Origin of the sequence: Paenibacillus aestuarii, assembly GCF_027789125.1 — a bacterium.
GTDB lineage: Bacteria > Bacillota > Bacilli > Paenibacillales > NBRC-103111 > Paenibacillus_E > Paenibacillus_E aestuarii.
In genome coordinates this window covers 1-22,079 of sequence record NZ_JAQFVF010000084.1, presented here as the reverse complement: position 1 = coordinate 22,079, position 22,079 = coordinate 1, and the positions used below count along the sequence as shown (strand labels likewise).

Below are 22,079 nucleotides of genomic sequence, written 5' to 3'. Positions count from 1 at the left end.
CAAACAATCATCAATTTCCTATATTACTCATAGGTAAAAACTATATAAATTAAAGTCGTTATGTAATTAATGCATAAGTAAATTCTATGGCTGTTATAGAGAAAACCTTATTGATAGAAAGAATGCCCGCTTATAGACTTATGTTCTGAAGGTAAATATTGATTCAAGCGAGTGGGCTATATTGAAAATGGTTGTAAGAACAAAGAACATTTTGGAGGGAGGTAAACTTGGATGTGGGGCTCAATGCTTCTCGCTTTAGCTACAGGTATTGTAATTGGCGTTATTTTTCAATTGTTTCGGATTCCCTCGCCTGCACCGCCTTTTTTGGGACTGCTCGGTCTCGTCGGCATGTTTTTAGGGCAACGTTTGATTCCTTGGATACAGCTTTGGTTAGGCAACAAATAACAAAAATTATGTTCAAAGGAGACTGGAATTATGTCAAAGAAGGCAATAGAAACTGAAGCAAATTTAGTCATTCATAATGCCACTATCGTGACAATGGACGATTCCAATCCAACTGCAACAGCCGTTGCAGTTAAAAACGGCCAGTTCCTGGCCGTGGGGGACGATGCCGAAATCATGAAATATGTTGGGCCAGCCACGCAGGTTGTAGACGCAAATAAGCGAATGTTGATTCCGGGTTTGAACGATTCTCATATTCATCTCATTCGAGGCGGGCTCAATTATAATCTCGAGCTTCGTTGGGATGGAGTACCCTCAGTAGCGGATGCCTTGCGAATGTTGAAGAAGCAAGTGGATCGTACTCCTGCACCTCACTGGGTCCGTGTTGTTGGCGGCTGGACAGAGTTTCAATTCATCGAACGCCGTATGCCAACATTAGATGAAATCAATCGAATTGCTCCTGATACTCCCGTATTTATCCTTAATCTTTACCGACAAGCTTTTTTGAACAAAGCTGCCTTGCGAGTAATTGGGTATACCAAAGATACGCCGAACCCGCCAGGTGGGGAAATCCAAAGGGATAGCCAAGGTAATCCAACAGGAATGCTCATCGCTCGACCCAATGCTACGATATTGTACGCTACTTTAGCTAAAGGGCCTAAGCTGTCCTACGAGGATCAAATGAATTCAACCCGATTGTTCATGAGGGAATTGAACCGATTCGGTGTCACAAGCGTTATTGACGCTGGTGGGGGCTTTCAGAACTATCCTGATGATTATCAAGTTTTTGATGAGCTAGACAAGCGTGGAGAGATTACGGTTCGTACAGCGTATAATTTATTTACCCAGCATCCCAAGAATGAATTGAGTGATTTTAAAGCATGGACCGCTTCGTCGCAGCCTTACACGGGCAGTTCCTATTATCGTCATAACGGTGCCGGTGAAATGCTTGTTTATAGTGCGGCAGACTTTGAAGATTTTGTAGAACCTCGTCCGGAACTTCCAGCTGTACTGGAAGATGAGCTCTTCGAAGTTACCCAGCATCTCGTAAAGCAACGTTGGCCGTTTCGTCTTCATGCTACCTATGGAGAATCCATAACACGCTTTCTCGATGTATTTGAACGCGTGAACAAAGAGGTGCCGTTCAAAGACTTACGCTGGATTTTGGATCATGCCGAAACAATCCGTGAGAAGGATTTGGAGCGAGTTGTGGAATTAGGCGGTTCGATCGCCGTTCAAAGCCGAATGGCTTTTCAAGGTGAATATTTCGTCGAAAGATATGGGGCCAAAGCAGCGGAAAATGCTCCTCCGATAACTAAGATGATTAAGGCTGGATTACGTGTCGGTGTAGGGACAGATGCGACAAGAGTAGCCAGTTATAATCCGTGGGTTGCCTTATACTGGTTAGTGACGGGTAAGACATTAGGGGGTTTAAGCTTGTACCCTGATTCTAATCGTGTAGAGAGGCATGAAGCGCTTCGCATGTATACATCGGGAAATGCATGGTTTTCCAAAGAAGAAGATGTAAAAGGACAAATCAAAGTGGGTCAATATGCTGATTTTTCGATTCTTTCCGATAATTTCCTTCGTGTCTCCGAGGAAGCTATTAAAAAAATTGAATCTGTCTTCACTGTTGTAGGAGGCAAGATTGTCTACGGTACCAATGAATTTGAGTCTCTGTCGCCTCCGGCTCCAAAAGCCAGTCCAGACTGGTCTCCGCATAATTTCTTTGGAGGCTACTATAGTGGAACAAATTACGGAGGCGGCGGGGCAGGAGTTCAGGCTCCTCATAAGGTACACCATCACCATGGATGCAATCATCATCATGGCAGTGGCTTTTGTGATCTGGATTGCTTCGTTTTCTAAGTGTATTCACCAAAATAATCCAATAGGGGCGAGATCATCATGTCTGAAGTTACGATCAAAGTAAACGATAATGGACCATTGCGAATTACGGGCAAAGTAGAAATGGTGGATGCGGTGGGGAACCGTTTTGAGACCAAGGAAAGTTTTATTCTATGCCGGTGCGGTTTATCCAGTCAAAAACCGTTCTGCGACTTGACCCACAAAGGTAAGTTTGAAAGCGCGCCTCGAGCTTAGACAAAAAGTGGTCAAAAGGAGCTTTTCTATGACACAAAAACTAACGGAAGTACTTAACATCCAGATTGCTAACTGGAGTCTGTTATTCACCAAACTTCATAACTATCATTGGTATGTAAAGGGGCAGCAGTTCTTTACTTTGCATTTGAAGTTCGAAGAGCTTTATACGGAGGCTGCACTTCATGTGGACAATCTTGCCGAGAGGCTGCTGGCATTAGGCGGCAGTCCAGTAGCTACACTTCATAAAATTATCGAAAAAGCTACAGTAAAAGATGCGGCAGGCAATGAGAACGCAAATGAGATGGTCCGCACGCTTATAGCTGATTTTGGGATTATTGTGGCTGAGCTTAAAGAGGACATGAGTATTGCCGACCGTGAAGGTGATGAGACAACAGGGGATATGCTTTTGGCCATTCATAGCTCCCTGGAAAAGCATGTATGGATGCTTAAATCGTACTTAGATTATTGAAATATAAGCATCAATCTATCCAAACCAAATCGAAGGGAAGTATGAAACATGGCTAAATTAACAGTTGGAACAGAAAACGGACAACCCATTGAATTGTATTTTGAAGATCTTGGCGCAGGTAAACCTGTCATTCTGATCCATGGCTGGCCACTCAGCGGACGCTCGTGGGAAAGTCAGGTTCCAGCGCTCATTGAAGCGGGCCACCGTGTAATTACATATGACCGGCGTGGGTTCGGACAATCATCCCAACCGTGGAATGGGTACGACTATGATACGTTTGCGGCGGATCTTCATAAGCTGATCGAGCATCTTGACCTTAACGATGTAACACTGGTCGGATTTTCGATGGGCGGGGGAGAGGTTGCAAGGTATGTTGGTAATTATGGAACAAGCCGTGTTAAAAAGGCCGTATTTGCAGCTGCGGTTCCTCCGTTTTTCTACAAATCCGCAGAGCATCCGGAAGGAGGTCTGGATGAAGCGACCATTCAAGCCTTCCAAGACGGACTGAAAAAAGACCGGATTGCTTTCATTAACGACTTCACTCATAACTTCTTTAGAGTAGGGGACAGAACCGACCTTGTCAGCGAACCATTCCGTTTGTACAACCTTGAAATCGCTTCTTTCGCTTCTCCGAAAGGGACGCTTGATTGCGTTGCTGCTTTCGGCCGGACTGACTTCCGTGGTGATTTAGCTAAATTCGATATCCCGTTGCTTGTTATCCATGGCGATTCTGATGCGATCGTTCCGCTTGAAGTAAGCGCCCAGCTCGCCCATGAAGCGGTTAAAGGCAGCGAGCTAATTATCGTCAAAGGTGGAGGGCATGGTTTAAATGCGACTCACCCGGATGAATTTAATAAAGCTTTGATCGACTTCCTGAATAACTAAGCGGCAGCTCGTTTCCAAGGAAATATTCATGACTTTGTTATGGTAAAAGAATAACGAATTGCTGGAAGATCTGAAAGAGAGCGGCCTTAAAAAGCTACCTTTCTTGCAGGTCTTTTCCATATAATATAAGAAATTTAAGTTTGAACTATTGTCTTTGAGGTGAAGAAAGTGATCCCCATTCTTGGGCGTATTAACCAGCTGAGCAAGAAACAACGCAGCATTGGGTTGACGGAGGAGGAGAAAGCTGAACAAGCAGCATTGCGTCAAGAGTATTTGCGGCTTATTAGAGGCCAAGTTATGTCTACCATGTTAAGCTTATCCGTTGTTGACCCTGAAGGAAATGACGTAACTCCGTTAAAGCTGTTGAACGAAAAAGGAGAGTCAAAAATGTAACGGGTTTGTGTATGTTAAAACGGCACTTACTGCATTTTTTGAGGCGGATACGAATTACGAATAGTAAAAAGAGAGTAGTTCCCCAGCTATCATTTGCTGTAAGGAACTGCTCTCTTTTTGACGGATCGTATTAAGACAACTGTGGAACTCTCAAGCCAAGCTCCTCGGCGATCGCTTGCCCCCATTCGGGATCTGCTTTATAGAAGTGAGAGATTTGACGAAGTTTGATTTCATCCTTCTCCACCGGCTTCATAGCATTTACAATGTTATTTACTAAACGCCCGCGTTCTTCTACACGAAGCAATCGATACAGGTCGCCGGCTTGAGTGTAATGATCATCATGATCATACGGGACGCTATCGGCTGAACCGGTTACTTCAAACGCGGCTGTCTTATAGGCTGCCGAATCGGCAGCTCCGCCATAACTGTTTGGTTCATAGTATATCGAGTTTCCCCCATTACGATCGGAACGCATTTGGCCATCACGCTGATTGTTATTTACTTCGACAACAGGTTTATTGATAGGCAGTGTATGATGGTTTGGTCCAACCCGATAGCGATGAGCATCGGCATAGGCGAATAAACGGCCTTGCAGCATTTTATCCGGTGAAGCCTCAATACCGGGTACGAACGCCCCAGGGGAAAAGGTTGCTTGCTCAACTTCGGCAAAGTAATTGTCCGGGTTTCGGTTCAGAACCATGCGTCCAACCTCGATAAGAGGGTAATCTTTTTGCGACCACACTTTCGTTACATCGAAAGGATCGAAACGATAGGTCTTGGCATCTTCCAGCGGCATCATTTGTACATATAGCTTCCATGCGGGGAAGTCACCTTTGTCTATGGCATTAAATAAATCCTCGATATGATAATCCGGGTTTTCACCGGCCAGCTTGGCGGCCAGCTCGACATCCAGGTTTTTCACGCCTTGTTCCGTTTTAAAATGATATTTAACCCAAATACCTTGTCCATCCGCATTGACCCACTTAAACGTATGGCTTCCGAAACCATGCATATGACGGAGAGTCGCAGGAATACCGCGATCGGACATTAAGATAGTGACTTGATGCAAGGATTCGGGAGATAAGGACCAGAAATCCCAAACAGCATTGGGGTTTTTCAGATGAGTTTGAGGGTGGCGTTTCTGGGTATGAATGAAATCCGGAAATTTAATGGCATCCCGAATGAAGAAAACAGGCGTGTTATTGCCCACCAAATCATAGTTTCCTTCTTCCGTATAAAACTTTACAGCAAAACCGCGCGGGTCACGTACGGTATCTGCAGATCCCAGTTCACCCGCTACCGTGGAGAAGCGTATAAAAACCGGTGTACGCTTGCCAACCTCAGACAAAAAGCGGGCCTTTGTATAGGCGGAAACATCGTTGGTTACTTCAAAATATCCGTGTGCGCCGGCACCTTTGGCATGAACAACACGTTCGGGGACGCGTTCCCGGTTGAAATGGGCAAGCTTTTCCAGAAGGTGGACGTCTTGGATGAGGGTTGGACCGCGTGCGCCGGCAGTCAAGGAGTTTTGGTTATCCCCAACGGGGGCACCCCAACTTGTTGTTAAATGACGATTTTGAGTTTCCATGTACGAACCTCCAAAGTAATAATTAGCCTCTCGGCATTTTCCAAAACGCCCCAAAATCGCGCAGGAAGGGTATACATTTTCACCGGGTACAACACACGAATCATTTCGCCGGGTTCGCGTAGGTCTCATTTTGGGATGATGCTGAGTAACTACGTGGTTCTTCTAAACGAATAAAATAGGGGACAATCAAGCTCAAACACAACAATCCAGTGGATACTTCAAAAGAGAGTAAATAGCCTCCATGATTTATCAGATAAATCGAGAGAATCGGCCCAAGCGATGCACCTATGAACACCATAAACATATGGAATGAAACCGCGATCGCCCGGATTTCCCCCGCAATGAGGCCAATTAGAGTGATCAATGCGGGAAGAGCCATAGCAATTCCCGTAATAAACACAACGCTCAACGTTACTAATAAAATGAGGTTAGTCCAGAGGCCTAACAATCCCAAGCCGATTCCAGCCAAGATCAATCCGCAACTTAAAACGTTTTTGACTCCAATTTTCGCGGCCAATCTTCCATCAAACGGTGCTACTATCATTCCGATTATACCTACTATACGGACCCATAGAATATCTTGATGACTTAATCCGAAGAGCGAACTTGTTAAATAATTTCCAAGAGTCGTAAAAAAACCGACAAGCGAAATAAAGAGTGTAGCTGAAATGATGTAGCAAAGAGGCAAATTCTTCTTCTTGAAAATATAGCCGATTCTCAAAAAGGCAGAAAAGAAGCCACCATCCGGTTGCTGTGTTTTATCGTTTGGAATAAAAAAGGTAATCAAGATCGTGGATATGAAATAAATCGCAAAAAGAATATAGAAGACATAAGACCAACTCATGTATAAAACAATATAGCTGCTGTATATTTGTCCAACGATAGTTGCCATTAAAAACGCCGTACTGATGAACCCGATAATGGTGACTCTTCTTTTAATCGGAAACATTTCCATTGCGTAGGCCAAGACTGACGGAGGGAACATGGAGGCCGCTAAACCTTGGGCGACTCGAAGGGCAACAAGCCAAGATAAGCTGCTGACACTTCCGGTTAGAGGAGATATTACAGTGAGCAATAGTAACCCAGACAACATCATTTTTTTTCGTCCAAAACGTTCCGATAAAACTCCAAAGAACAAACCCCCACCTGCAAAAGCAAACGAAAAGGCACTACCAGTCCAAGCAGCTTGAGAAGACGATACCTTGAATACGTCTGCAAAAATCGTTATTAATGGAATCGTTAAATACACACAAGAAACTACAACCAACGAACACCAGAAAAGGATACCGGTCATGAGTGAGTAATTTGACGATTTGGACAACGGTTCGTTAACCAACCTACTTCCCCCTTGTTTTCAGACTTTTCATTGGATTATTTATGTTCTGCTAACCAAACGGCAACTTTTTGAGCATCATCCTCTTTGAGGATTCCAGCAGGCATACCACCGCGACCATTATAATTTGGTTTTTTATTTGATCAACGCTTAGTTTTGAACCGACTTTTTGTAATTTCGCTCCAACTCCGCCTTCCAGGTTGTTGCCATGACATGCAATGCAGCTTTTTTTGTACAGCAGTTCACCCTCACTTATTGAAGCGCTTGAATCGCTCGAATTTGGATTACCCCCGCCTTATTAAGAACGTATCTGGGTATTACATGGAAACATCAAGCTTATGGTTATTATGAATGTCCATTGCTTTTACGTTAGTAAAAACATTGACTGCAAAAATCAAGATACCGGTTCCAGCCACTGCTTCACCGATACGCTTTAACGTGGTAATCCAATTTGGAGCGTAGCCATGGGCCATTATACTGAGGGTAATAAGCATGATGGGCAGGCCGATGCCTTGCAACCAGAAGTGCCACTTCGCTAGAGGAGATTCTGCTGCTTTGGGAAAACGAAGATACGTAAATCCACAAAGGGCCAATGTTGCCCACCCGAAAAGATTTGTATGAGCGTGTACGCTTGTTAATGCAAAGTTAAGTGTTGTACCCATGTAAATACCGATGCAGATACCAAGCAAAATATAAACGACTGCCATTTTTAAAAAACGTACTCCCATAGAATTTCCTCCTTGTTAATGCTGTAAAGAATAATTCATCCGGCCGGAAATTATTCTAAAACTTAAACTTCTTTCAATTGGAAGTTTATTCAACCTCATCTTATAACCTCTGATAGGCTACTATCAATATGGATCTGACTATATATGGTATAGATATTACTTATATTAGCTCCGTTATGCGCCCGATAAGACCATGCAGGTTCTCGAGGAAGTGGTCACAGCAGATTTTTCTTAAACCAAACTGCGGCTGCATCTACTTCGCTAGTTGTCAATTGATGTCCAAAATGCTCCCAATGTACTTCGACAGATGCTCCAGCTTCACGAAGAAGGCTTTGAAGTTCTTCGGTTTCTTGTGCAGAACAGATCGGATCATTAGTTCCAGCACCTATAAAAATAGGGATGTCAGTTAAATCCGGCAGTTTGATGCCTCTTCGTGGGACCATTGGATGATTCAGAATAGCACCCCTTAATACATTTTGATGATGGAATATAAGGCTTCCTGCTATATTGGCTCCATTCGAATAACCAATGGCCACTAAGTTGTCTCGGTCAAATCCGTATTCGGCCGCGGCTGTATCGAGAAATTCGTAAACTTCCTTTGTACGGAAAATTAAATCCGCCTCATCAAACACACCTTCGGCAAGTCGTCTAAAGAAACGCGGCATTCCGTTCTCCAATATATTGCCTCTGAGACTTAGGACAGAAGATTCCGGAGAAATTCGCTTGGCCAAAGTAAGCAAACTACGTTCAGTTCCGCCTGTACCATGAAATAGAACTAATGTTGGAGCACCCTTATTTGTACCCCTTTCAAAAATATGTTTCATGACAGCTGCCCATCCACTTCTCTTACTTGAATTGGAATTAGATTCTGTTCAATTTTAGCACGATGCTTCTCATACCACTCAGGCAGCTGTAATTTCTCACCTAACGATTCAGCAGGCTCATCCTTGGCGAAACCTGGGGGATCTGTGGCAATTTCGAAAAGAATACCGCCGTATTCCCGGAAATAGATAGCATTGAAGTACTGGCGGTCAATAATTTGAGTTGGTCGGAATCCTTTGCGCATGACTTCCTTTTGCCACTCTGCATGATCGTCAAAATCGTTTGCACGCCAAGCAATATGATGAACCGTTCCAGCTCCGCCTACACCCCATTCCATGCTGACTAGAGGAACGTCAATGATGTTACCAAGCTCTCCGGTTGCCTGAAAACGAGCATACTCGCCATCTTCTGCGACTTTAGTCAGACCGAGGACGTTTTGCAACGTGTCCATAGTGCTCTCTGCATTGACGCTGTAGAGGACAGCTCCCCCGAACCCTTTAATTGCTTTATCTGCTGGTATGCCATTAAACGCCCATCTGCTATCGGGTCCCTCACTTCGTTCAACTATTTCAAGACCCAGTCCCTCATTATCCGCGAATTGCAGATAAGCTTCTTGAAAACGGTTCAGTTTCTTAACAGTGATTCCAAAATCCATCAGACGGTTTTCCCAGAAGCCTAGCGAACCTTGCGGTACGATATAGGTGGTGATACCGACTTGACCGCCGCCTATCTCTCCTTTTGGTGATCCAGGCGATGGAAAAAACGTGATGATAGTTCCCGGGCTCCCTGCTTCATTTCCAAAGTATAAGTGATATACTTCAGGAGCATCAAAGTTAATTGTTTTCTTTACTAAGCGCAGGCCGAGGATTCCGGCGTAAAAGTCAACGTTTGCTTGAGGATCACTAGCAAATGCTGTTATGTGATGGATACCCGTCGTATGTTTTGACATGAAAATACCTCCAATAAAAAATATGACTTAAACGGCAATCAAGAAAAAAGTTCTTACTTCGTAAATTTTCGCTTGCTAATTGATTAATGTCCCTCAGAACCGCCGAACATTTCTTGAGAGTAAAAAACACCTAATCCATATGCCCGCCATGTTCTTTAGCAATATCTGTTGTTGCTTGGTAAGTTTCTGAACGTGCCCAGTCACGTTGCAATTCTAACAGGTACTGTTCCCATGAAATTGGTGCCGCGCCCGCTTGAATCATGCACTGAACGGCCATGTCGTGCGCTTTTTTTGATACACCGCTTGAAGTATCGGTTACGATGTATACTTCATATCCTTGATCGATCGCGGAAAGCACAGCTGATAAGTCGCAAATCTCTGTCCATAGACCAGAAACGACAAGTTTTTTATTGCCATAGCTGTTCACTTTATAAACAACTCGTTGATCCTCCCAAGCATTCAACGATCATAGATTCGAATGCGCTTGTCGATAAGGCAGCACTTAAAGTGCTAATGTTGTTACTGTGCGGTTTGAAAGGTCGATAAGGATGATGTCAGAGTTATCTGTAGTCAGCAAATCCGTTTTGTCATTAAATATGTAGATCCCAACTTTCATTTAATAGTTTTACGACGGCATTCGAAAATGGCCAGTTTTGAAGTTCGCCGCATGTATTTATAGTATTGAAAACGAAATATATCGATCAATTCTATTTTTTCTATACGTTCAATAGGTTGAAATTATAGGATCGTTCGAATCGATGCTAATACCAAATTAGCTCGACCTTAGAGATATAGTTTATGGCTATACATGCCATAGAAATAATGGAATTGTTCATAAAGAATAATTTCAATATGATGTTGATATAAACAGAAATATTTTCGATGGAACGACCGGATTGAGTAAGTTTAATGTACGGAACGGAGTATGATAGAAATGAATGAAGAATTCAAAATATATAGAGGGAAAGATATCGATGTTATTTTTCATTATGGTAGATGCATGCATTCTGCTAATTGTGTGAGAGGGTTACCGGGAGTGTTCAACGTTAATAAGAAACCATGGATTCATGCAGACGGAGAAACAGCTGACAAAATTGCAGATCTTATTGATAAATGTCCAAGTGGTGCTTTGCAATATATAAGAAAAGAAAAACAAAAGGGGGAACAATAATGATTGAAATTTATAAAGAATTGTAGACCATACGTTTGTTTCTGATAGTCTGCGAGGTCAAGGAGTAGGACAAGAATTAGTTAGGCGGGTAGTCGAATTTGCTCAGAAGGAGGGGATAAAGATTATGCCGTTATGTCCATTCGCCCAAAGTCAATTTGACCGACATAAGGATTATGATGACGTATTGTTAAAATAGCTGATAAGGGGCGTTCTACAATGATCCAAGTATTCCCGGCCGATTCCCGATTTAACGTAGATCATGGATGGCTGCGCAGCCGTTTAAGCTTCTCGATGACATAGATCCCGGCAAAGGATTTGGTGCCCACCCGCACAGCGATATGGAGATCTTGACAATAGTACTTGCAGGATCAGTCCGCCATGAAGATAACTTGGGGAATGTGGAAATAACAACAACTGAGGAAGTGCAGCGAATGAGCGCAGGGGCAGGAATCGTTCATGCTGAATACAACCCTTCGCAGAGTGAGCTAAGTCGTAAAATTTCTGGTATTTCCTGATCGCCTCTTTATTAAAAACCCCCGCTTCTCTGATAGATGAGGGAAGTGGGGGTTTCATTAATATCTCGGAAATGCACTACTTTCTTTTGACAACTGGGTTCCGCCATTGGTCTGAACCTGGGCGATCTAAAGTCAATTGCCTGCCTCAGATCCTCTTCGTCAATATCCCTGCTGCTCCGAAATCTCCTCTTTCTTTTTTTGCACCGGCCGGAAACGCGTGCAACGTACTTGTTGGGATATCCTATCTCGAAGCACCATGTCAAGAATGATTGGATGATAACGACTTCCTTAGCCCGCGTATTGGATTTGACATATTGCTCCTCAAGATGAAAATTTCCCAATGTCAAATGGGGCAGTAGCCTGCTGAATGTTCAATAAATCAGCCTGATTTAACTATGTTTGAACTATGATTGAACAGTAATTTAACCCACGGAATAAGTCGTTGTCCTAAAAACATACCGAAAAGGCCTATCAATCCTAACATTGGTGGTGCGGGAGACGGTATACGGAGGGTCTGAAAAACAATTCCGATAGCGATTCCAGTACCTAAAGCTAATAATACAGACCACATAAATATGCCTCCTTGTTTATAAGACCTTAGACAACAAATGCTAATCGGCGTGCAAAATGCCGATAGACAAGCCGTCGTCAGTAATACGGTGGGACAAAAAGACTGGCCGCAAACTTGTTATTGCTACATTGTGTGAGTGGGCTCGTCAAGAGACTATAATGCTGTTGTAGAAATTGCTCTGCAACATGATAGCGCTTACATCGAGGATGTATTTTATGCCCATACGATGGTTGGCCGGCACGAAGGTCTAGGTATTATTTACTCGCAAGCAATGTTCGGCAGTTCTGAGGGGCATTAATCGATTAGCAAGGAAAAATTCACGAAGTAAGAACTTTCTTCGTGAATTTTTTCATCACTCCATACGCGCTTATCACTACTACCGCATTCGGTAAAAGTAAAGCAGATTTCATGGATTGGAAAAAATGACTACAAGGCAAAATTGATAAATTAAAGTTAATAAAAGGGAGTGGATGAAAGTGACACCAGTTCAAGTAAACGAATGGCTGGACGAATACAATGACTATATGCTGCTCTATAAAATGTTCGGTGATCAAATTTATATTGATGAAATAGAAGAAATATTGAAGAGCATGGAAAAATATGTTGGTAGAATGCAAACACTTGAAAAGTATAGGAACAATTTTCATGTAAAAACAGACGACAGGTACCAGAATCCCCGGCCTACGCTTAGTAAAAAAAACAATTAACTTTGATGCTCCTAATGTATTCTGCAATTCACGGCCAATGAGGGACTGGGCTTTGAATTAGTTAAACGAAGATGAAAGCGTTAATAACTGGGCTTAAACGCGTATGTAGCAACGGGTGTACCGGGAAGCTGGAACGTACTATTGAAGAAGGAGTGAAATGCGCATGAACATGATCACCAACCAAAACTATATCCCGCCCACGAGGCCATGGGACAGTGTTCCAGAAGGTTGGTGCAGTACGTGCCAGGAGCTAACCACAAACTACAATCGCTACGGCGAGTGCAACGCTTGCGGCACATCGCTGTACGAGTCGAAGGAAGCGGCCGAGGCCGATCAAGAGCCGTTAGAGGTAGAGACTTACGGCTACTGTAAGCGACCGTGGAGGCTATGATTAGGGTGGAAGTAATCATAGCCTCCACGGTCAGTACTTACGCGAAGATGGGGGAGGTGATCAGCGTATGACAGTTCTTGAGCGTTCCATCGTCAACATCGTTCATCTAGTTCCATTGGCGGCGAATCAGGCAACACGATTAGTGTACATCCGTCAGCTCGTCGGCTTTATGGAACGATATAGATGACAGGTTCCTTCCATCAAGAGAAGCCCCTATGCTAACGAATAACAGAACCGGCCAAGTTAAGATTTCTTGAACAGGACCGACCAGCAAACCGAAAATTGGTGTCATTGAAGAATCGAAGAAAGAAACTTAATACCCCACAGATTTTACGTTGAAAACATGGTGTGGGCATACAAAATAAACATCCCTTCCTCATTTTATGGTGTACGACAGCTCGTCGCATGTATTTATCGTATTGAAATGCAATGCAATTCATCAATCAATTCTATTTTTTCTATAGATGACATAGACAGAAACTATGATATGAGTGTCTAAGAAACATAGGCAATTCCTATATGTTGTATAGATATATCCATATTGATGGACACCTTATGATGCTAATAAAATTATGGGGAAAGAATATTTCAGTCCAAGTTTTCCGAGAGAAGAGGCAGATTTAATGTTGTCTATATTTATAGCGTTAGGTGTTGGGAGCGTGATAGGGATTGTTTTTTGTTATCTAAATAGTCCGATCTTAAAGTTAGGGGTGATCATACTTGACATTAGAAACTGCAGGAATCCATCACATTGCTGCATTTGCTCGTAATCCGCAGGAGAACGTCAACTTTTATGCAGGCATACTCGGTCTTAGGCTTGTAAAGAAAACCATCGACATTGCCGACACCCCAGAAGTTTACCACTTGTATTTCGGCGATCAATCTGGAAGCCCCGGTTCCATTATGGCCTTTTATCCCTGGCCCGACTTTAGGCCTGGAGAAGTAGGCGGGGGGCAAGTAGGAATAACTACGTTTGTCGTGCCACCCGGCTCATTCGACTTTTGGGAGAAGCGGCTCAACAGCTTCGGCATAATCCCACAAAAGTCAGTCCGGTTTCAAGAATCATACCTTCAGTTTAGGGATCACGAAGGGCTTCATCTTGAAATTGTTGAGCGCGAAGATGGATTGAACAGTGAGTGGTCGTTTGACGGAATTCCTACGGACAGAGCGATAAAAGGATTTGGCGGTGCTGTTCTTTTCAGCATGAAAGCAGAGAAAACGATGCATGTGCTTGAAAACGTATTGGGATTGAAAAAAGTAGGTGAAGACGTCGGTTACGCTCGTTTTCAATCATTCGGACATATCGGGAATCTGATCGATGTTCCTCTTGAGAATAAGCAATGGGGACATGGTGGGGCAGGTACCGTTCACCACATTGCCTGGCGTGCAAAAGACTTTCAGGAGCATGAGCAATGGTTCCAGAAAGTGAGTGAGGGCGGCTATGTACCTACTCATAATGTAGACCGGCGATATTACAATGCGTTTTATTTCCAGGAAGATGGGCACATCTTATTTGAAATTGCAACCGATCCTCCAGGTTTCGCACGAGATGAAACTCCTGATGCATTAGGTGAAAAATTGATGCTCCCGGAATGGCTTGAACCCGTACGTGGTAAAATTGAAGCTAACTTGCTACCAATTGAAGTAAGGGCGCTAGATGGAGACAAAAGATGAGACATATCCTTGAAAAGGGAGCGACTTACACGCGCCTACACCTGTCCTTTTCACAGGCGAAACGGAGCACGATTTATTGCCACTGGCCAAACCCCAAACTCGTTTCCTCAATCATCCGTTCTTTCCCTAAGGGGGAATGTGACGTCCAGATCGGCGGCTTCGGCATTACGCCGAGCCGGATGCGCTCGTATCGAAGCCACGCGGCACGAAAGTGCTGGGGAACATACAACAAATTTAGGATAGAGGTGTGATTATGAATCGTACTTTGAAATTATCGATTATATCCTTGCTGATTCTCCTCTTCGCCTTAGAACTTGTCGCTTGCGGCAAAGACACTGCCGCTCCGGCGGCGAAAGATGCAGTGCCCGTCGACAAATACGCTGCCTCGGCCAAACCGGCTGCTTCCGCTGCTGTCGAAGTGAAGGCCGAAGCGTCAAATTTTGAGTGGAAGCTGGATAAAACTGAATTTACCTCCGGAACGCCGATCCATTTCACCGTCACTTCGAAGCAGGGCATGCACGGTTTCGCCATCGTCGGTACTGACTCGAAGATCGCGCAAGTCACCGAAAATGCAACGAAAGACGTCACCTGGACGCCTGACAAACCAGGCGAGTACACGATCAATTGCATTTTCATGTGTGGCAGCGGCCACAGCACGATGATAACGAAGATTACGGTGAAATAATGGTAACACCTCTCTGAATCTTCGCATAACATCGATTCATAAATACAATATATTCTCGCTTTTGGATTGGGATATTCATTTCTTGCTGTTCACTTTTCTGTGACTCGTGCTTTGCATTACTTACACTTATTCTTATTGGCGAGTCGGTCATTAGCTGATGGAGAAAATGCTGATAAAATCTCATCTCAAATCAACAAATGTCCAAGTGGAAATCAAACCTTATAAATGGGGGAATACGATGTTCGAAATAAAAGAAGATGTGAACGGTTTTTATATGGGAGAACAGGATAAGAGAGAAGCTGAAATTCATTATGTTTACAGCGGAAACGACATCATTATAGTAGACTACACGACTGTTTCCGATAGCCTACGCGGTCAAGGCGTAGGACAGGCGCTAGTGAAGCGATTGGTCGAATTTGCTCGTAAAAAAGGGATTAAGATTATGCCATTATGTCCTTTTGCCAGAAGTCAATTTGACCGTCATGAAGATTATGCCGATGTATTATTGAAATAAATATACAACTGATGACAAACTTGGGGCCAAAGGCTATTTGAAGGGGGCGCTTGCCCAGACGACCGCTGAATTACTGGTGCAGAATTTACAGATGAAGGAAGTGCGTTATTAGAAAATTTGTCATGGTGGTAGCCATTGACAAAGTGCATGGCCGGAACGGCTTCTGGAGTACGTCAAATGGCTATGAATTTAATCTCGTTCTCATAGCGGTTTTCGTTGGAGTGGCATTGATCGGAGCCGGTGAATTTTCACTTGATGCACTTCTTCGGCATTGAACATCTAAATGAGTGCTGCAAAGTTTTGAAGGCAACATAATAAACCAGGATGGAAATTCATCAGGTTGTGGTCATCACTTTAGAGGTTAGATTATGCTGTTAATCCAAATAATTTATTGAACAGTTCAACCGTTGAAAGGACAGACGAATGATTGCATTCGGCCTGTCCTTTCCTAATCATATGCATGTCTTCAATTCCTTTCAAGGTCTTATCAGCAGTCAAAAACGATTTGAAGCCAAGCATTCAGAGAAAGGGATGGCTCACATGAGAAAAATCGATGTGAAAGAAAGAGCGAGGACTCGAGAACTGCGCGTTCTTGAACAGTGGAAACAAAACGATACGTTTCAAAAATCGATCGAAATCCGTGAGGGAAGACCGAACTTCGTTTTTTACGAAGGACCTCCGACGGCAAACGGTAAGCCACATATCGGGCACGTGTTGGGAAGAGTTATTAAAGATTTCATTTGCCGGTATAAAACAATGTCTGGCTATCGCGTCGTTCGCAAAGCAGGATGGGACACTCATGGACTACCTGTAGAACTTGGCGTTGAAAAACAACTAGGTATCTCCGGTAAACAGGAGATCGAAAAGTATGGTATTGCTGAATTCGTAGAGAAATGTAAAAGCAGTGTGTTCGAGTACGAAAAACAGTGGCGAGAATTGACTGAGGCGATCGCTTATTGGACAGACATGAGTCATCCCTATATTACGCTCGCGAATGATTATATCGAGAGTGTGTGGAATATCCTGTCCGTTATTCATAAAAAAGGATTACTCTATAGAGGACACCGTGTCAGTCCGTATTGTCCTGATTGCCAAACCACGCTAAGCTCACACGAAGTGGCGCAAGGTTATGAAGATGTCAAAGATTTGAGCGCCACAGTGAAGTTTAGAAGCAAGCAAGGCTTCGAGACGTTTCTTGCCTGGACGACAACCCCTTGGACGCTTCCCGCTAATGTTGCGTTGGCGGTCAATAAGGAGATCGATTACGTAAAAGTAAAAAAGGACGGCGAAATATATATTGTTGCGGAAAAACTGGCGGGGCAAGTCATGAAAGGGGGTTACGAAATCTTGTCCAAGCATAAAGGCTCGGAATTCGTTGGTATTCCTTATATGCCGCCTTTCGATTATATCCATGTGGACAAAGGACATATCGTTGTGGATGCAGATTATGTCAGTGACACGAGTGGGACCGGAATCGTCCATATTGCACCCGCACACGGTGAAGACGACTACCGCACATCCAGGCAGCATAAGCTTGATTTCGTGAATGTAGTAAATCCGGCCGGACGATATATTGATCAGATTGTAGATTTTTCCGGGCGGTTCGTAAAAGATTGCGAAGTCGACATTGTGAAAAATTTATCGGAGCGTAGTCTGCTGTTCTCTAAAGAGCGTTATGAGCACAGCTATCCATTTTGCTGGCGGTGCAAATCTCCGTTGCTATATTATGCGATGGAAAGCTGGTTTATCAAGACGACCGCGGTCAAAGAGCAACTACTCGAAAATAACAGAAAAATTGACTGGTATCCATCCCATCTCCAAGAAGGCCGTTTTGGAAAATTCCTTGAGGATCTTGTCGATTGGAACATCAGCCGTAACCGCTATTGGGGTACGCCGCTAAATATATGGTTCTGCCGCGATTGTGGGGCCGAGTATGCACCTGGCAGTCATAAGGAACTACGGGACAAATCGATAAACCCGATTGCCGAGGACCTGGAGTTGCATAAACCTTATGTGGATGAAGTATATCTACGCTGTTCATGTGGCGGCAATATGCAAAGAACGGCGGAAGTCATCGATGTCTGGTTTGACAGCGGCTCCATGCCTTTTGCCCAATACCACCATCCCTTAGGCGAAGAGAAACTTTTTCATGAACAGTACCCCGCAGATATCATTTGCGAAGGAATCGACCAAACGAGAGGTTGGTTCTTCAGCCTTTTGGCCGTATCAACTCTGTATAACGGAAAATCACCATACAAAGCAGTAATTTCAACCGGGCATGTCCTAGATGAAAACGGACAAAAGATGTCGAAAAGCAAAGGCAATGTTATCGACCCTTGGGAAATTATTGAGGAGTTCGGTACAGATGCGTTCCGCTGGGCCCTGCTTTCCGACAGTGCCCCGTGGAACAGCAAGCGATTTTCGAAGCAAATAGTAGTTGAAGCAAAATCGAGAATGATCGATACCCTAGTTAACGCACATGCATTCTACGCGTTATATGCAACAATCGATCAATATAATCCAGAAGAGTATCCGAATCAAATCTCTACGAATAAATTGGACCGTTGGATATTGTCGCGGTTGAATAGCACGCTGCAAAATGTTACTAAAGGACTCGAATCGAATGACTTCCTAAATCCGGCAAAGGAAATAGAAGCATTTGTCGATGAGCTTAGCAACTGGTATATACGTCGATCACGCGATCGTTTCTGGGGTAGCAATATGTCAGCGGATAAAGTATCTGCTTATCAGACCCTATGTGAAGTGTTAATGAGGCTTGCCCAGATGATCGCCCCATACACACCATTCATTGCCGAGGATATTTATTGCAATCTTAATGGCACCGGAAGCGTTCATCTGACGGATTTCCCAAGAGTAAACGAATCCGCATTAAATGTTGTATTGGAAAATGAGATGGAGACCGCGAGGAGGATCGTTGAGTTAGCTCGTAGCATCCGGAACGAAACCGGAATTAAAACCCGGCAGCCGTTGTCTGAGCTGATTATTTCAGTTAAGGACAATTTCAATTTGGCCCTGTTCGAAGATATTATCAAGGACGAAATCAATGTTAAAGAAATCCGGAACGAACAAAGTGATAGTGGTTTAGTGAATTTAAGACTCAAATTGAATCTGAAAGTTGCAGGGAGAAAGTACGGTAGATTCGTCGCTCCTCTTCAAGATCACTTGAAGAATCTAACCGCTTTCGAAGCTAAGGAAGTGGTCGATAAAGGTTTTTTCCATATAACCTTAGATGGGGAGGAGCTACATATTGCGCTTGATGAGCTGCTCATAGAAAAAAATGCAAAGGAGGGTTTTGCTTCGGCAGTTGGATACCAAATGACCGTCGCTCTGAATACATTAATCACTGAGGAGTTAGAACAAGAAGGTGTTGTACGTGAAGTCGTACGCGTCATTCAGGAGTACCGTAAAAAACTAGATCTACCGATTGAGAAACGTGTGCACATTGTCCTCGATGTTGAACCGCAGGTGAAAGAAGCAATTGAAAGGTTCGAACACGTGCTGCAGGAAAACGTGCTTCTATCGAGTATCACATACGATATAAAAAAGGGCATGGAAATCACTTCGATAGAGAATAAAAATGTAGGCATTCTCATTGAGTAACAAATATGAATAAATGGATCTTCAGTACATACTGAAGGTCCATTTTATTTTAAGTAGCGACGAAAAATCGAAGATCATGTATATAGGAGAGCATCTTCTCGGTCAGACCGCTGTTCAACATCTTGTGCACTTGGGCGAACCAGTGGTTCAGATCCGCGAATCGAGAGCGGGCTCTTCATATTTTCAGACTACACAGAGAACCCTAAAATCTAGTAACCTCACCCGAAATCAAGCGGATATATTATTATGACAGGTTCGTCTTATAATGATTACAAAGTCATCCAGTAATCACCCCGATTACGCTCATCACTACCAATCAGCTATTATACGAAGGATCAGTTGGGTCGGACAGCATCTTTGCTCGAAAATCTAAGGGACGATTCTTTGCGTATTGGAAAATTAGAAGGCCATGTTCCTTTCTCGGATATATCTCTTGTATATCCTAATTCCGTTACCTGGATACTACATTAAATTTGCCAGTGCAGCATTAAAGGAAGTTCGCGACGGAACAAGTTGCTTTAGTGGAACTCGATCACTTTGAAGAAATCTGGAGAACTACTTATCATGTGCTCCTGGCAAACTGGAAGGTATTTCTTGTTGACATGCCCGTAGCTAGCAGATATATTACATGACAGGTAAAGTTTGCAAATTCTTAATATAAGAATCAACAGTTATTCTGTATCAATCAATGGGGGATTTAGGAATTTCGAAAAGGTATTTGAAGATGAACAGCAGACCAGCAGCTACGTGCGGGAAGCAGTCAACAAGCTGCATAAAGCTGGCATTGTGAATGGTCAGTAGAACCTCACCTTAAACCGCATGGCTTGATCGCGAGAGCAGAAGCAGCTGCCATGATCTATCGCGTAATGAATCATAACTAGAGCATCATAGCTACCGAAAGCGAGCAGGACGAATTGTCCTGCTTATTTATTCTCGGTGGTGGCTTAAGGAACCTGAAGTATAGTAACCCTACCTATAAAGATGAAAGTACTTAGTGGTAAACAGGGGGGGCCAGCAAGCTATAAGCCTGCTTGCGTATGCAAGATCATCACTTTTCCAATAATAAAACATTAAACTATACGGACGAAGGAGCATTATGAATGAGTAAAATGCGTAAATCAGCAAAGCTGTTGCTAGCTCTGATTACGTGTTGGACGTTAGCGGCTTGTTCTGGTAACACCGGCACATCGAGTAATGGTAGTGCTGCGAACTCCAATGCTAATCTTGCGGAGGCAGATGCTTCTCAACCGAAGCCTTCTCCGGATGAGCCTGCATGGAAGCTGGACACGTCACCGATTACGTTTGACTGGTATGTCAACTTCGATTGGTTCACCAGCAAGTGGGGAGGTAACGTCGTTTCCGATTATATAACGAAGAAGACGGGCGTAAGCATCAACTTTATCGCGCCTACTGGCAACGCAAGCGATAGACTCAGTACGATGATGGCAGCAAAGTCGCTCCCTGATTTCATCACGCTGGGAACGGACGACGATGCCGTGCAGAAGGTAATCAAGGGAGATATGGTGCTTCCATTAAATAAGCTAGCGGATCAGTATGATCCTTATTTTTTTAAAGTCGCAGACCCCATGAAGGTTAGCTGGTATACACAGGCCGATAGCAATGTGTATGGCTACCCGAATGCATCTTCATCCCCTGTGGATTATCAAAAATATGGTCAGGATATGACGTCTAACCAGGTATTTGTTGTAAGGAAAGATATGTATGAAGCACTTGGGAAGCCGGATATGAGCACGCCGGAAGGGTTTCTCGCCGCGCTGAAGGCTGCGAAGAAGAAGTTCCCGGAAGTGAACGGCCAGCCGCTCATTCCGATTGGCCTGCATGACTTTAACGATACTGGAAACTTTTCGCTGGGGCCTTATCTTCAGAACTTCCTAGCAATTCCGCAGCAGAAAAGCGGCAAATTGTACGATCGTCAAAGCGATCCAACCTATTTGAAATGGCTGAAGGTGTTCCGCCAAGCGAATGAGGACGGGCTGATGCAGACAGATGTCTTTATTGACAAACGCCCGCAAATAAATGAAAAAATAGCACAAGGGCGCTATTTTGCCATGCTGTATCAGTCATCTGATTTTGCAGAGGCGAACCAAGCGTTGTATCAGAAGGACCCGAATAAGGTGTATATCGCGATTGATGGTCCGGCAGATGATGTGCATGATACGCCTACACTTGCAGGAAATCGTGTCTCCGGTTGGACGTTGACGCTCATTTCGAAGAACGTCAGGGATAAGAAGCGGGCAATTGCCTTCCTCAGCTATCTGATTAGCGAAGAGGGGAACAAGGATCTTTGCTTAGGTGAGAAGGGCGTTACCTACGATACGATAGACGGCAAAGATCAGTTTCTGCCGGAGGTCATGCATCTACTCAACACCGACCGCAAAGCGTTTGATAGCAAAGACGGTGGTTCTTATAAGTATTGGATGCTAATGGATACGAACATGTGGCTAAAATGGAAACCAGCTGATATTGAGCCTGCCAAACAATTGGCCGATTGGACGAGGGGCAAGACGATCAGCATGTCCGAGTTCGACGATCTGGATCCG

Annotated in this window: 23 protein-coding genes and 2 pseudogenes; 17 read left to right on the top strand and 8 right to left on the bottom strand. The window is 43.9% G+C overall.

Annotation, left to right across the window (positions count from 1 at the left end; translation table 11 throughout):
• Positions 1–231: 231 nt before the first annotated feature.
• From O9139_RS28495 to O9139_RS28470, 6 genes are all read left to right on the top strand, one after another.
• Complete coding sequence (locus tag O9139_RS28495; RefSeq protein ID WP_270885133.1) at positions 232–405, top strand: XapX domain-containing protein; 174 nt, start codon at positions 232–234, stop codon at positions 403–405.
• Positions 406–435: 30 nt separating this feature from the next.
• Positions 436–2,268, top strand: a complete 1,833-nt coding sequence (locus O9139_RS28490) for an amidohydrolase (RefSeq protein WP_270885132.1) — start codon at positions 436–438, stop codon at positions 2,266–2,268.
• 39 nt (positions 2,269–2,307) lie between these two features.
• Positions 2,308–2,502, top strand: a complete 195-nt coding sequence (locus tag O9139_RS28485; RefSeq protein ID WP_057305706.1) for a CDGSH iron-sulfur domain-containing protein — start codon at positions 2,308–2,310, stop codon at positions 2,500–2,502.
• A 28-nt stretch (positions 2,503–2,530) separates the two neighbouring features.
• Entirely contained in the window at positions 2,531–2,971 is a 441-nt protein-coding gene (locus O9139_RS28480; RefSeq protein ID WP_270885131.1) for a Dps family protein, read from the top strand.
• 48 nt (positions 2,972–3,019) lie between these two features.
• Complete coding sequence (locus O9139_RS28475; protein WP_270885130.1) at positions 3,020–3,856, top strand: alpha/beta fold hydrolase; 837 nt, start codon at positions 3,020–3,022, stop codon at positions 3,854–3,856.
• Positions 3,857–4,024: 168 nt separating this feature from the next.
• Positions 4,025–4,249, top strand: coding sequence for a DUF896 domain-containing protein (locus O9139_RS28470; protein ID WP_270885129.1), 225 nt, complete (start codon positions 4,025–4,027; stop codon positions 4,247–4,249).
• Positions 4,250–4,379: 130 nt separating this feature from the next.
• On the opposite strand, the gene katA is transcribed toward O9139_RS28470, so the two are convergent.
• The 7 genes from katA to O9139_RS28435 all read right to left on the bottom strand — a co-directional run bounded on the left by katA (position 4,380) and on the right by O9139_RS28435 (position 10,096).
• The gene (gene katA, locus O9139_RS28465; RefSeq protein ID WP_270885128.1) at positions 4,380–5,837 is read right to left on the bottom strand and encodes a catalase KatA; all 1,458 of its coding nucleotides are present in this window, start codon (positions 5,835–5,837) and stop codon (positions 4,380–4,382) included.
• Positions 5,838–5,937: 100 nt separating this feature from the next.
• Positions 5,938–7,173 carry an MFS transporter gene (locus O9139_RS28460; protein ID WP_270885127.1) on the bottom strand — a complete coding sequence of 412 codons (1,236 nt, stop codon included), beginning with the start codon at positions 7,171–7,173 and terminating at the stop codon, positions 5,938–5,940.
• 49 nt (positions 7,174–7,222) lie between these two features.
• Positions 7,223–7,390, bottom strand: a complete 168-nt coding sequence (locus O9139_RS28455) for a hypothetical protein (protein ID WP_377523306.1) — start codon at positions 7,388–7,390, stop codon at positions 7,223–7,225.
• A 97-nt stretch (positions 7,391–7,487) separates the two neighbouring features.
• Positions 7,488–7,898 (bottom strand): hypothetical protein, encoded by a 411-nt coding sequence (locus tag O9139_RS28450; protein ID WP_270885126.1) that lies wholly within the window; start codon positions 7,896–7,898, stop codon positions 7,488–7,490.
• Positions 7,899–8,113: 215 nt separating this feature from the next.
• A complete protein-coding gene (locus O9139_RS28445; protein ID WP_270885125.1) occupies positions 8,114–8,722 on the bottom strand; it encodes an alpha/beta hydrolase in 609 nt (202 codons plus the stop codon).
• A complete protein-coding gene (locus O9139_RS28440; RefSeq protein WP_270885124.1) occupies positions 8,719–9,669 on the bottom strand; it encodes a ring-cleaving dioxygenase in 951 nt (316 codons plus the stop codon). Before O9139_RS28440 ends, O9139_RS28445 begins: the two co-directional genes overlap by 4 nt.
• A gap of 130 nt (positions 9,670–9,799) precedes the next feature.
• Positions 9,800–10,096 carry an isochorismatase family protein gene (locus O9139_RS28435; protein ID WP_270885123.1) on the bottom strand — a complete coding sequence of 99 codons (297 nt, stop codon included), beginning with the start codon at positions 10,094–10,096 and terminating at the stop codon, positions 9,800–9,802.
• Positions 10,097–10,603: 507 nt separating this feature from the next.
• Between O9139_RS28435 and O9139_RS28430 the strand changes: the two genes are divergently transcribed.
• From O9139_RS28430 to O9139_RS28420, 3 genes and pseudogenes are all read left to right on the top strand, one after another.
• Entirely contained in the window at positions 10,604–10,840 is a 237-nt protein-coding gene (locus O9139_RS28430) for a (4Fe-4S)-binding protein (protein WP_270885122.1), read from the top strand.
• Between the two features lie 19 nt (positions 10,841–10,859).
• Positions 10,860–11,036: a GNAT family N-acetyltransferase gene (locus O9139_RS28425; protein WP_333742984.1), complete on the top strand. Its 177-nt coding sequence runs from the start codon at positions 10,860–10,862 to the stop codon at positions 11,034–11,036.
• Positions 11,037–11,056: 20 nt separating this feature from the next.
• Positions 11,057–11,325 (top strand): annotated as a pseudogene (locus O9139_RS28420) (pirin family protein); the annotation flags it as partial.
• A gap of 409 nt (positions 11,326–11,734) precedes the next feature.
• Here O9139_RS28420 and O9139_RS28415 read toward each other — a convergent pair.
• On the bottom strand, positions 11,735–11,926 hold the full coding sequence (locus tag O9139_RS28415) for a XapX domain-containing protein (RefSeq protein WP_270885121.1): 192 nt from the start codon (positions 11,924–11,926) through the stop codon (positions 11,735–11,737).
• Between the two features lie 476 nt (positions 11,927–12,402).
• Between O9139_RS28415 and O9139_RS28410 the strand changes: the two genes are divergently transcribed.
• The 8 genes and pseudogenes from O9139_RS28410 to O9139_RS28375 all read left to right on the top strand — a co-directional run.
• Positions 12,403–12,633, top strand: coding sequence for a hypothetical protein (locus O9139_RS28410; protein WP_270885120.1), 231 nt, complete (start codon positions 12,403–12,405; stop codon positions 12,631–12,633).
• Between the two features lie 163 nt (positions 12,634–12,796).
• Positions 12,797–13,024: a hypothetical protein gene (locus O9139_RS28405; protein ID WP_270885119.1), complete on the top strand. Its 228-nt coding sequence runs from the start codon at positions 12,797–12,799 to the stop codon at positions 13,022–13,024.
• Between the two features lie 720 nt (positions 13,025–13,744).
• Positions 13,745–14,698 (top strand): ring-cleaving dioxygenase, encoded by a 954-nt coding sequence (locus O9139_RS28400; protein ID WP_270885118.1) that lies wholly within the window; start codon positions 13,745–13,747, stop codon positions 14,696–14,698.
• 253 nt (positions 14,699–14,951) lie between these two features.
• Positions 14,952–15,383 carry a cupredoxin domain-containing protein gene (locus O9139_RS28395; RefSeq protein ID WP_270885117.1) on the top strand — a complete coding sequence of 144 codons (432 nt, stop codon included), beginning with the start codon at positions 14,952–14,954 and terminating at the stop codon, positions 15,381–15,383.
• A gap of 238 nt (positions 15,384–15,621) precedes the next feature.
• Complete coding sequence (locus tag O9139_RS28390; RefSeq protein WP_270885116.1) at positions 15,622–15,897, top strand: GNAT family N-acetyltransferase; 276 nt, start codon at positions 15,622–15,624, stop codon at positions 15,895–15,897.
• 122 nt (positions 15,898–16,019) lie between these two features.
• Positions 16,020–16,172, top strand: a pseudogene (locus tag O9139_RS28385) (DoxX family protein); the annotation flags it as partial.
• Positions 16,173–16,437: 265 nt separating this feature from the next.
• Positions 16,438–19,518 carry an isoleucine--tRNA ligase gene (gene ileS / locus O9139_RS28380; RefSeq protein ID WP_270885115.1) on the top strand — a complete coding sequence of 1,027 codons (3,081 nt, stop codon included), beginning with the start codon at positions 16,438–16,440 and terminating at the stop codon, positions 19,516–19,518.
• A 1,100-nt stretch (positions 19,519–20,618) separates the two neighbouring features.
• Positions 20,619–22,079, top strand: a 1,461-nt coding sequence (locus O9139_RS28375) for a type 2 periplasmic-binding domain-containing protein (RefSeq protein ID WP_270885114.1), incomplete at its 3' end; no start/stop codon positions are given.

Excerpts from the sequence above, each read along its gene's own strand:
- O9139_RS28480 (WP_270885131.1), top strand. The coding sequence starts at position 2,531 with ATGACACAAAAACTAACGGAAGTACTTAACATCCAGATTGCTAACTGG.
- O9139_RS28440 (WP_270885124.1), bottom strand. The coding sequence starts at position 9,669 with ATGTCAAAACATACGACGGGTATCCATCACATAACAGCATTTGCTAGT.
- O9139_RS28395 (WP_270885117.1), top strand. The coding sequence starts at position 14,952 with ATGAATCGTACTTTGAAATTATCGATTATATCCTTGCTGATTCTCCTC.
- O9139_RS28475 (WP_270885130.1), top strand. The coding sequence starts at position 3,020 with ATGGCTAAATTAACAGTTGGAACAGAAAACGGACAACCCATTGAATTG.
- O9139_RS28485 (WP_057305706.1), top strand. The coding sequence starts at position 2,308 with ATGTCTGAAGTTACGATCAAAGTAAACGATAATGGACCATTGCGAATT.
- ileS (WP_270885115.1), top strand. The coding sequence starts at position 16,438 with ATGAGAAAAATCGATGTGAAAGAAAGAGCGAGGACTCGAGAACTGCGC.
- O9139_RS28390 (WP_270885116.1), top strand. The coding sequence starts at position 15,622 with ATGTTCGAAATAAAAGAAGATGTGAACGGTTTTTATATGGGAGAACAG.
- O9139_RS28495 (WP_270885133.1), top strand. The coding sequence starts at position 232 with ATGTGGGGCTCAATGCTTCTCGCTTTAGCTACAGGTATTGTAATTGGC.
- O9139_RS28445 (WP_270885125.1), bottom strand. The coding sequence starts at position 8,722 with ATGAAACATATTTTTGAAAGGGGTACAAATAAGGGTGCTCCAACATTA.
- O9139_RS28430 (WP_270885122.1), top strand. The coding sequence starts at position 10,604 with ATGAATGAAGAATTCAAAATATATAGAGGGAAAGATATCGATGTTATT.
- O9139_RS28490 (WP_270885132.1), top strand. The coding sequence starts at position 436 with ATGTCAAAGAAGGCAATAGAAACTGAAGCAAATTTAGTCATTCATAAT.
- O9139_RS28415 (WP_270885121.1), bottom strand. The coding sequence starts at position 11,926 with ATGTGGTCTGTATTATTAGCTTTAGGTACTGGAATCGCTATCGGAATT.
- O9139_RS28450 (WP_270885126.1), bottom strand. The coding sequence starts at position 7,898 with ATGGGAGTACGTTTTTTAAAAATGGCAGTCGTTTATATTTTGCTTGGT.
- katA (WP_270885128.1), bottom strand. The coding sequence starts at position 5,837 with ATGGAAACTCAAAATCGTCATTTAACAACAAGTTGGGGTGCCCCCGTT.
- O9139_RS28405 (WP_270885119.1), top strand. The coding sequence starts at position 12,797 with ATGAACATGATCACCAACCAAAACTATATCCCGCCCACGAGGCCATGG.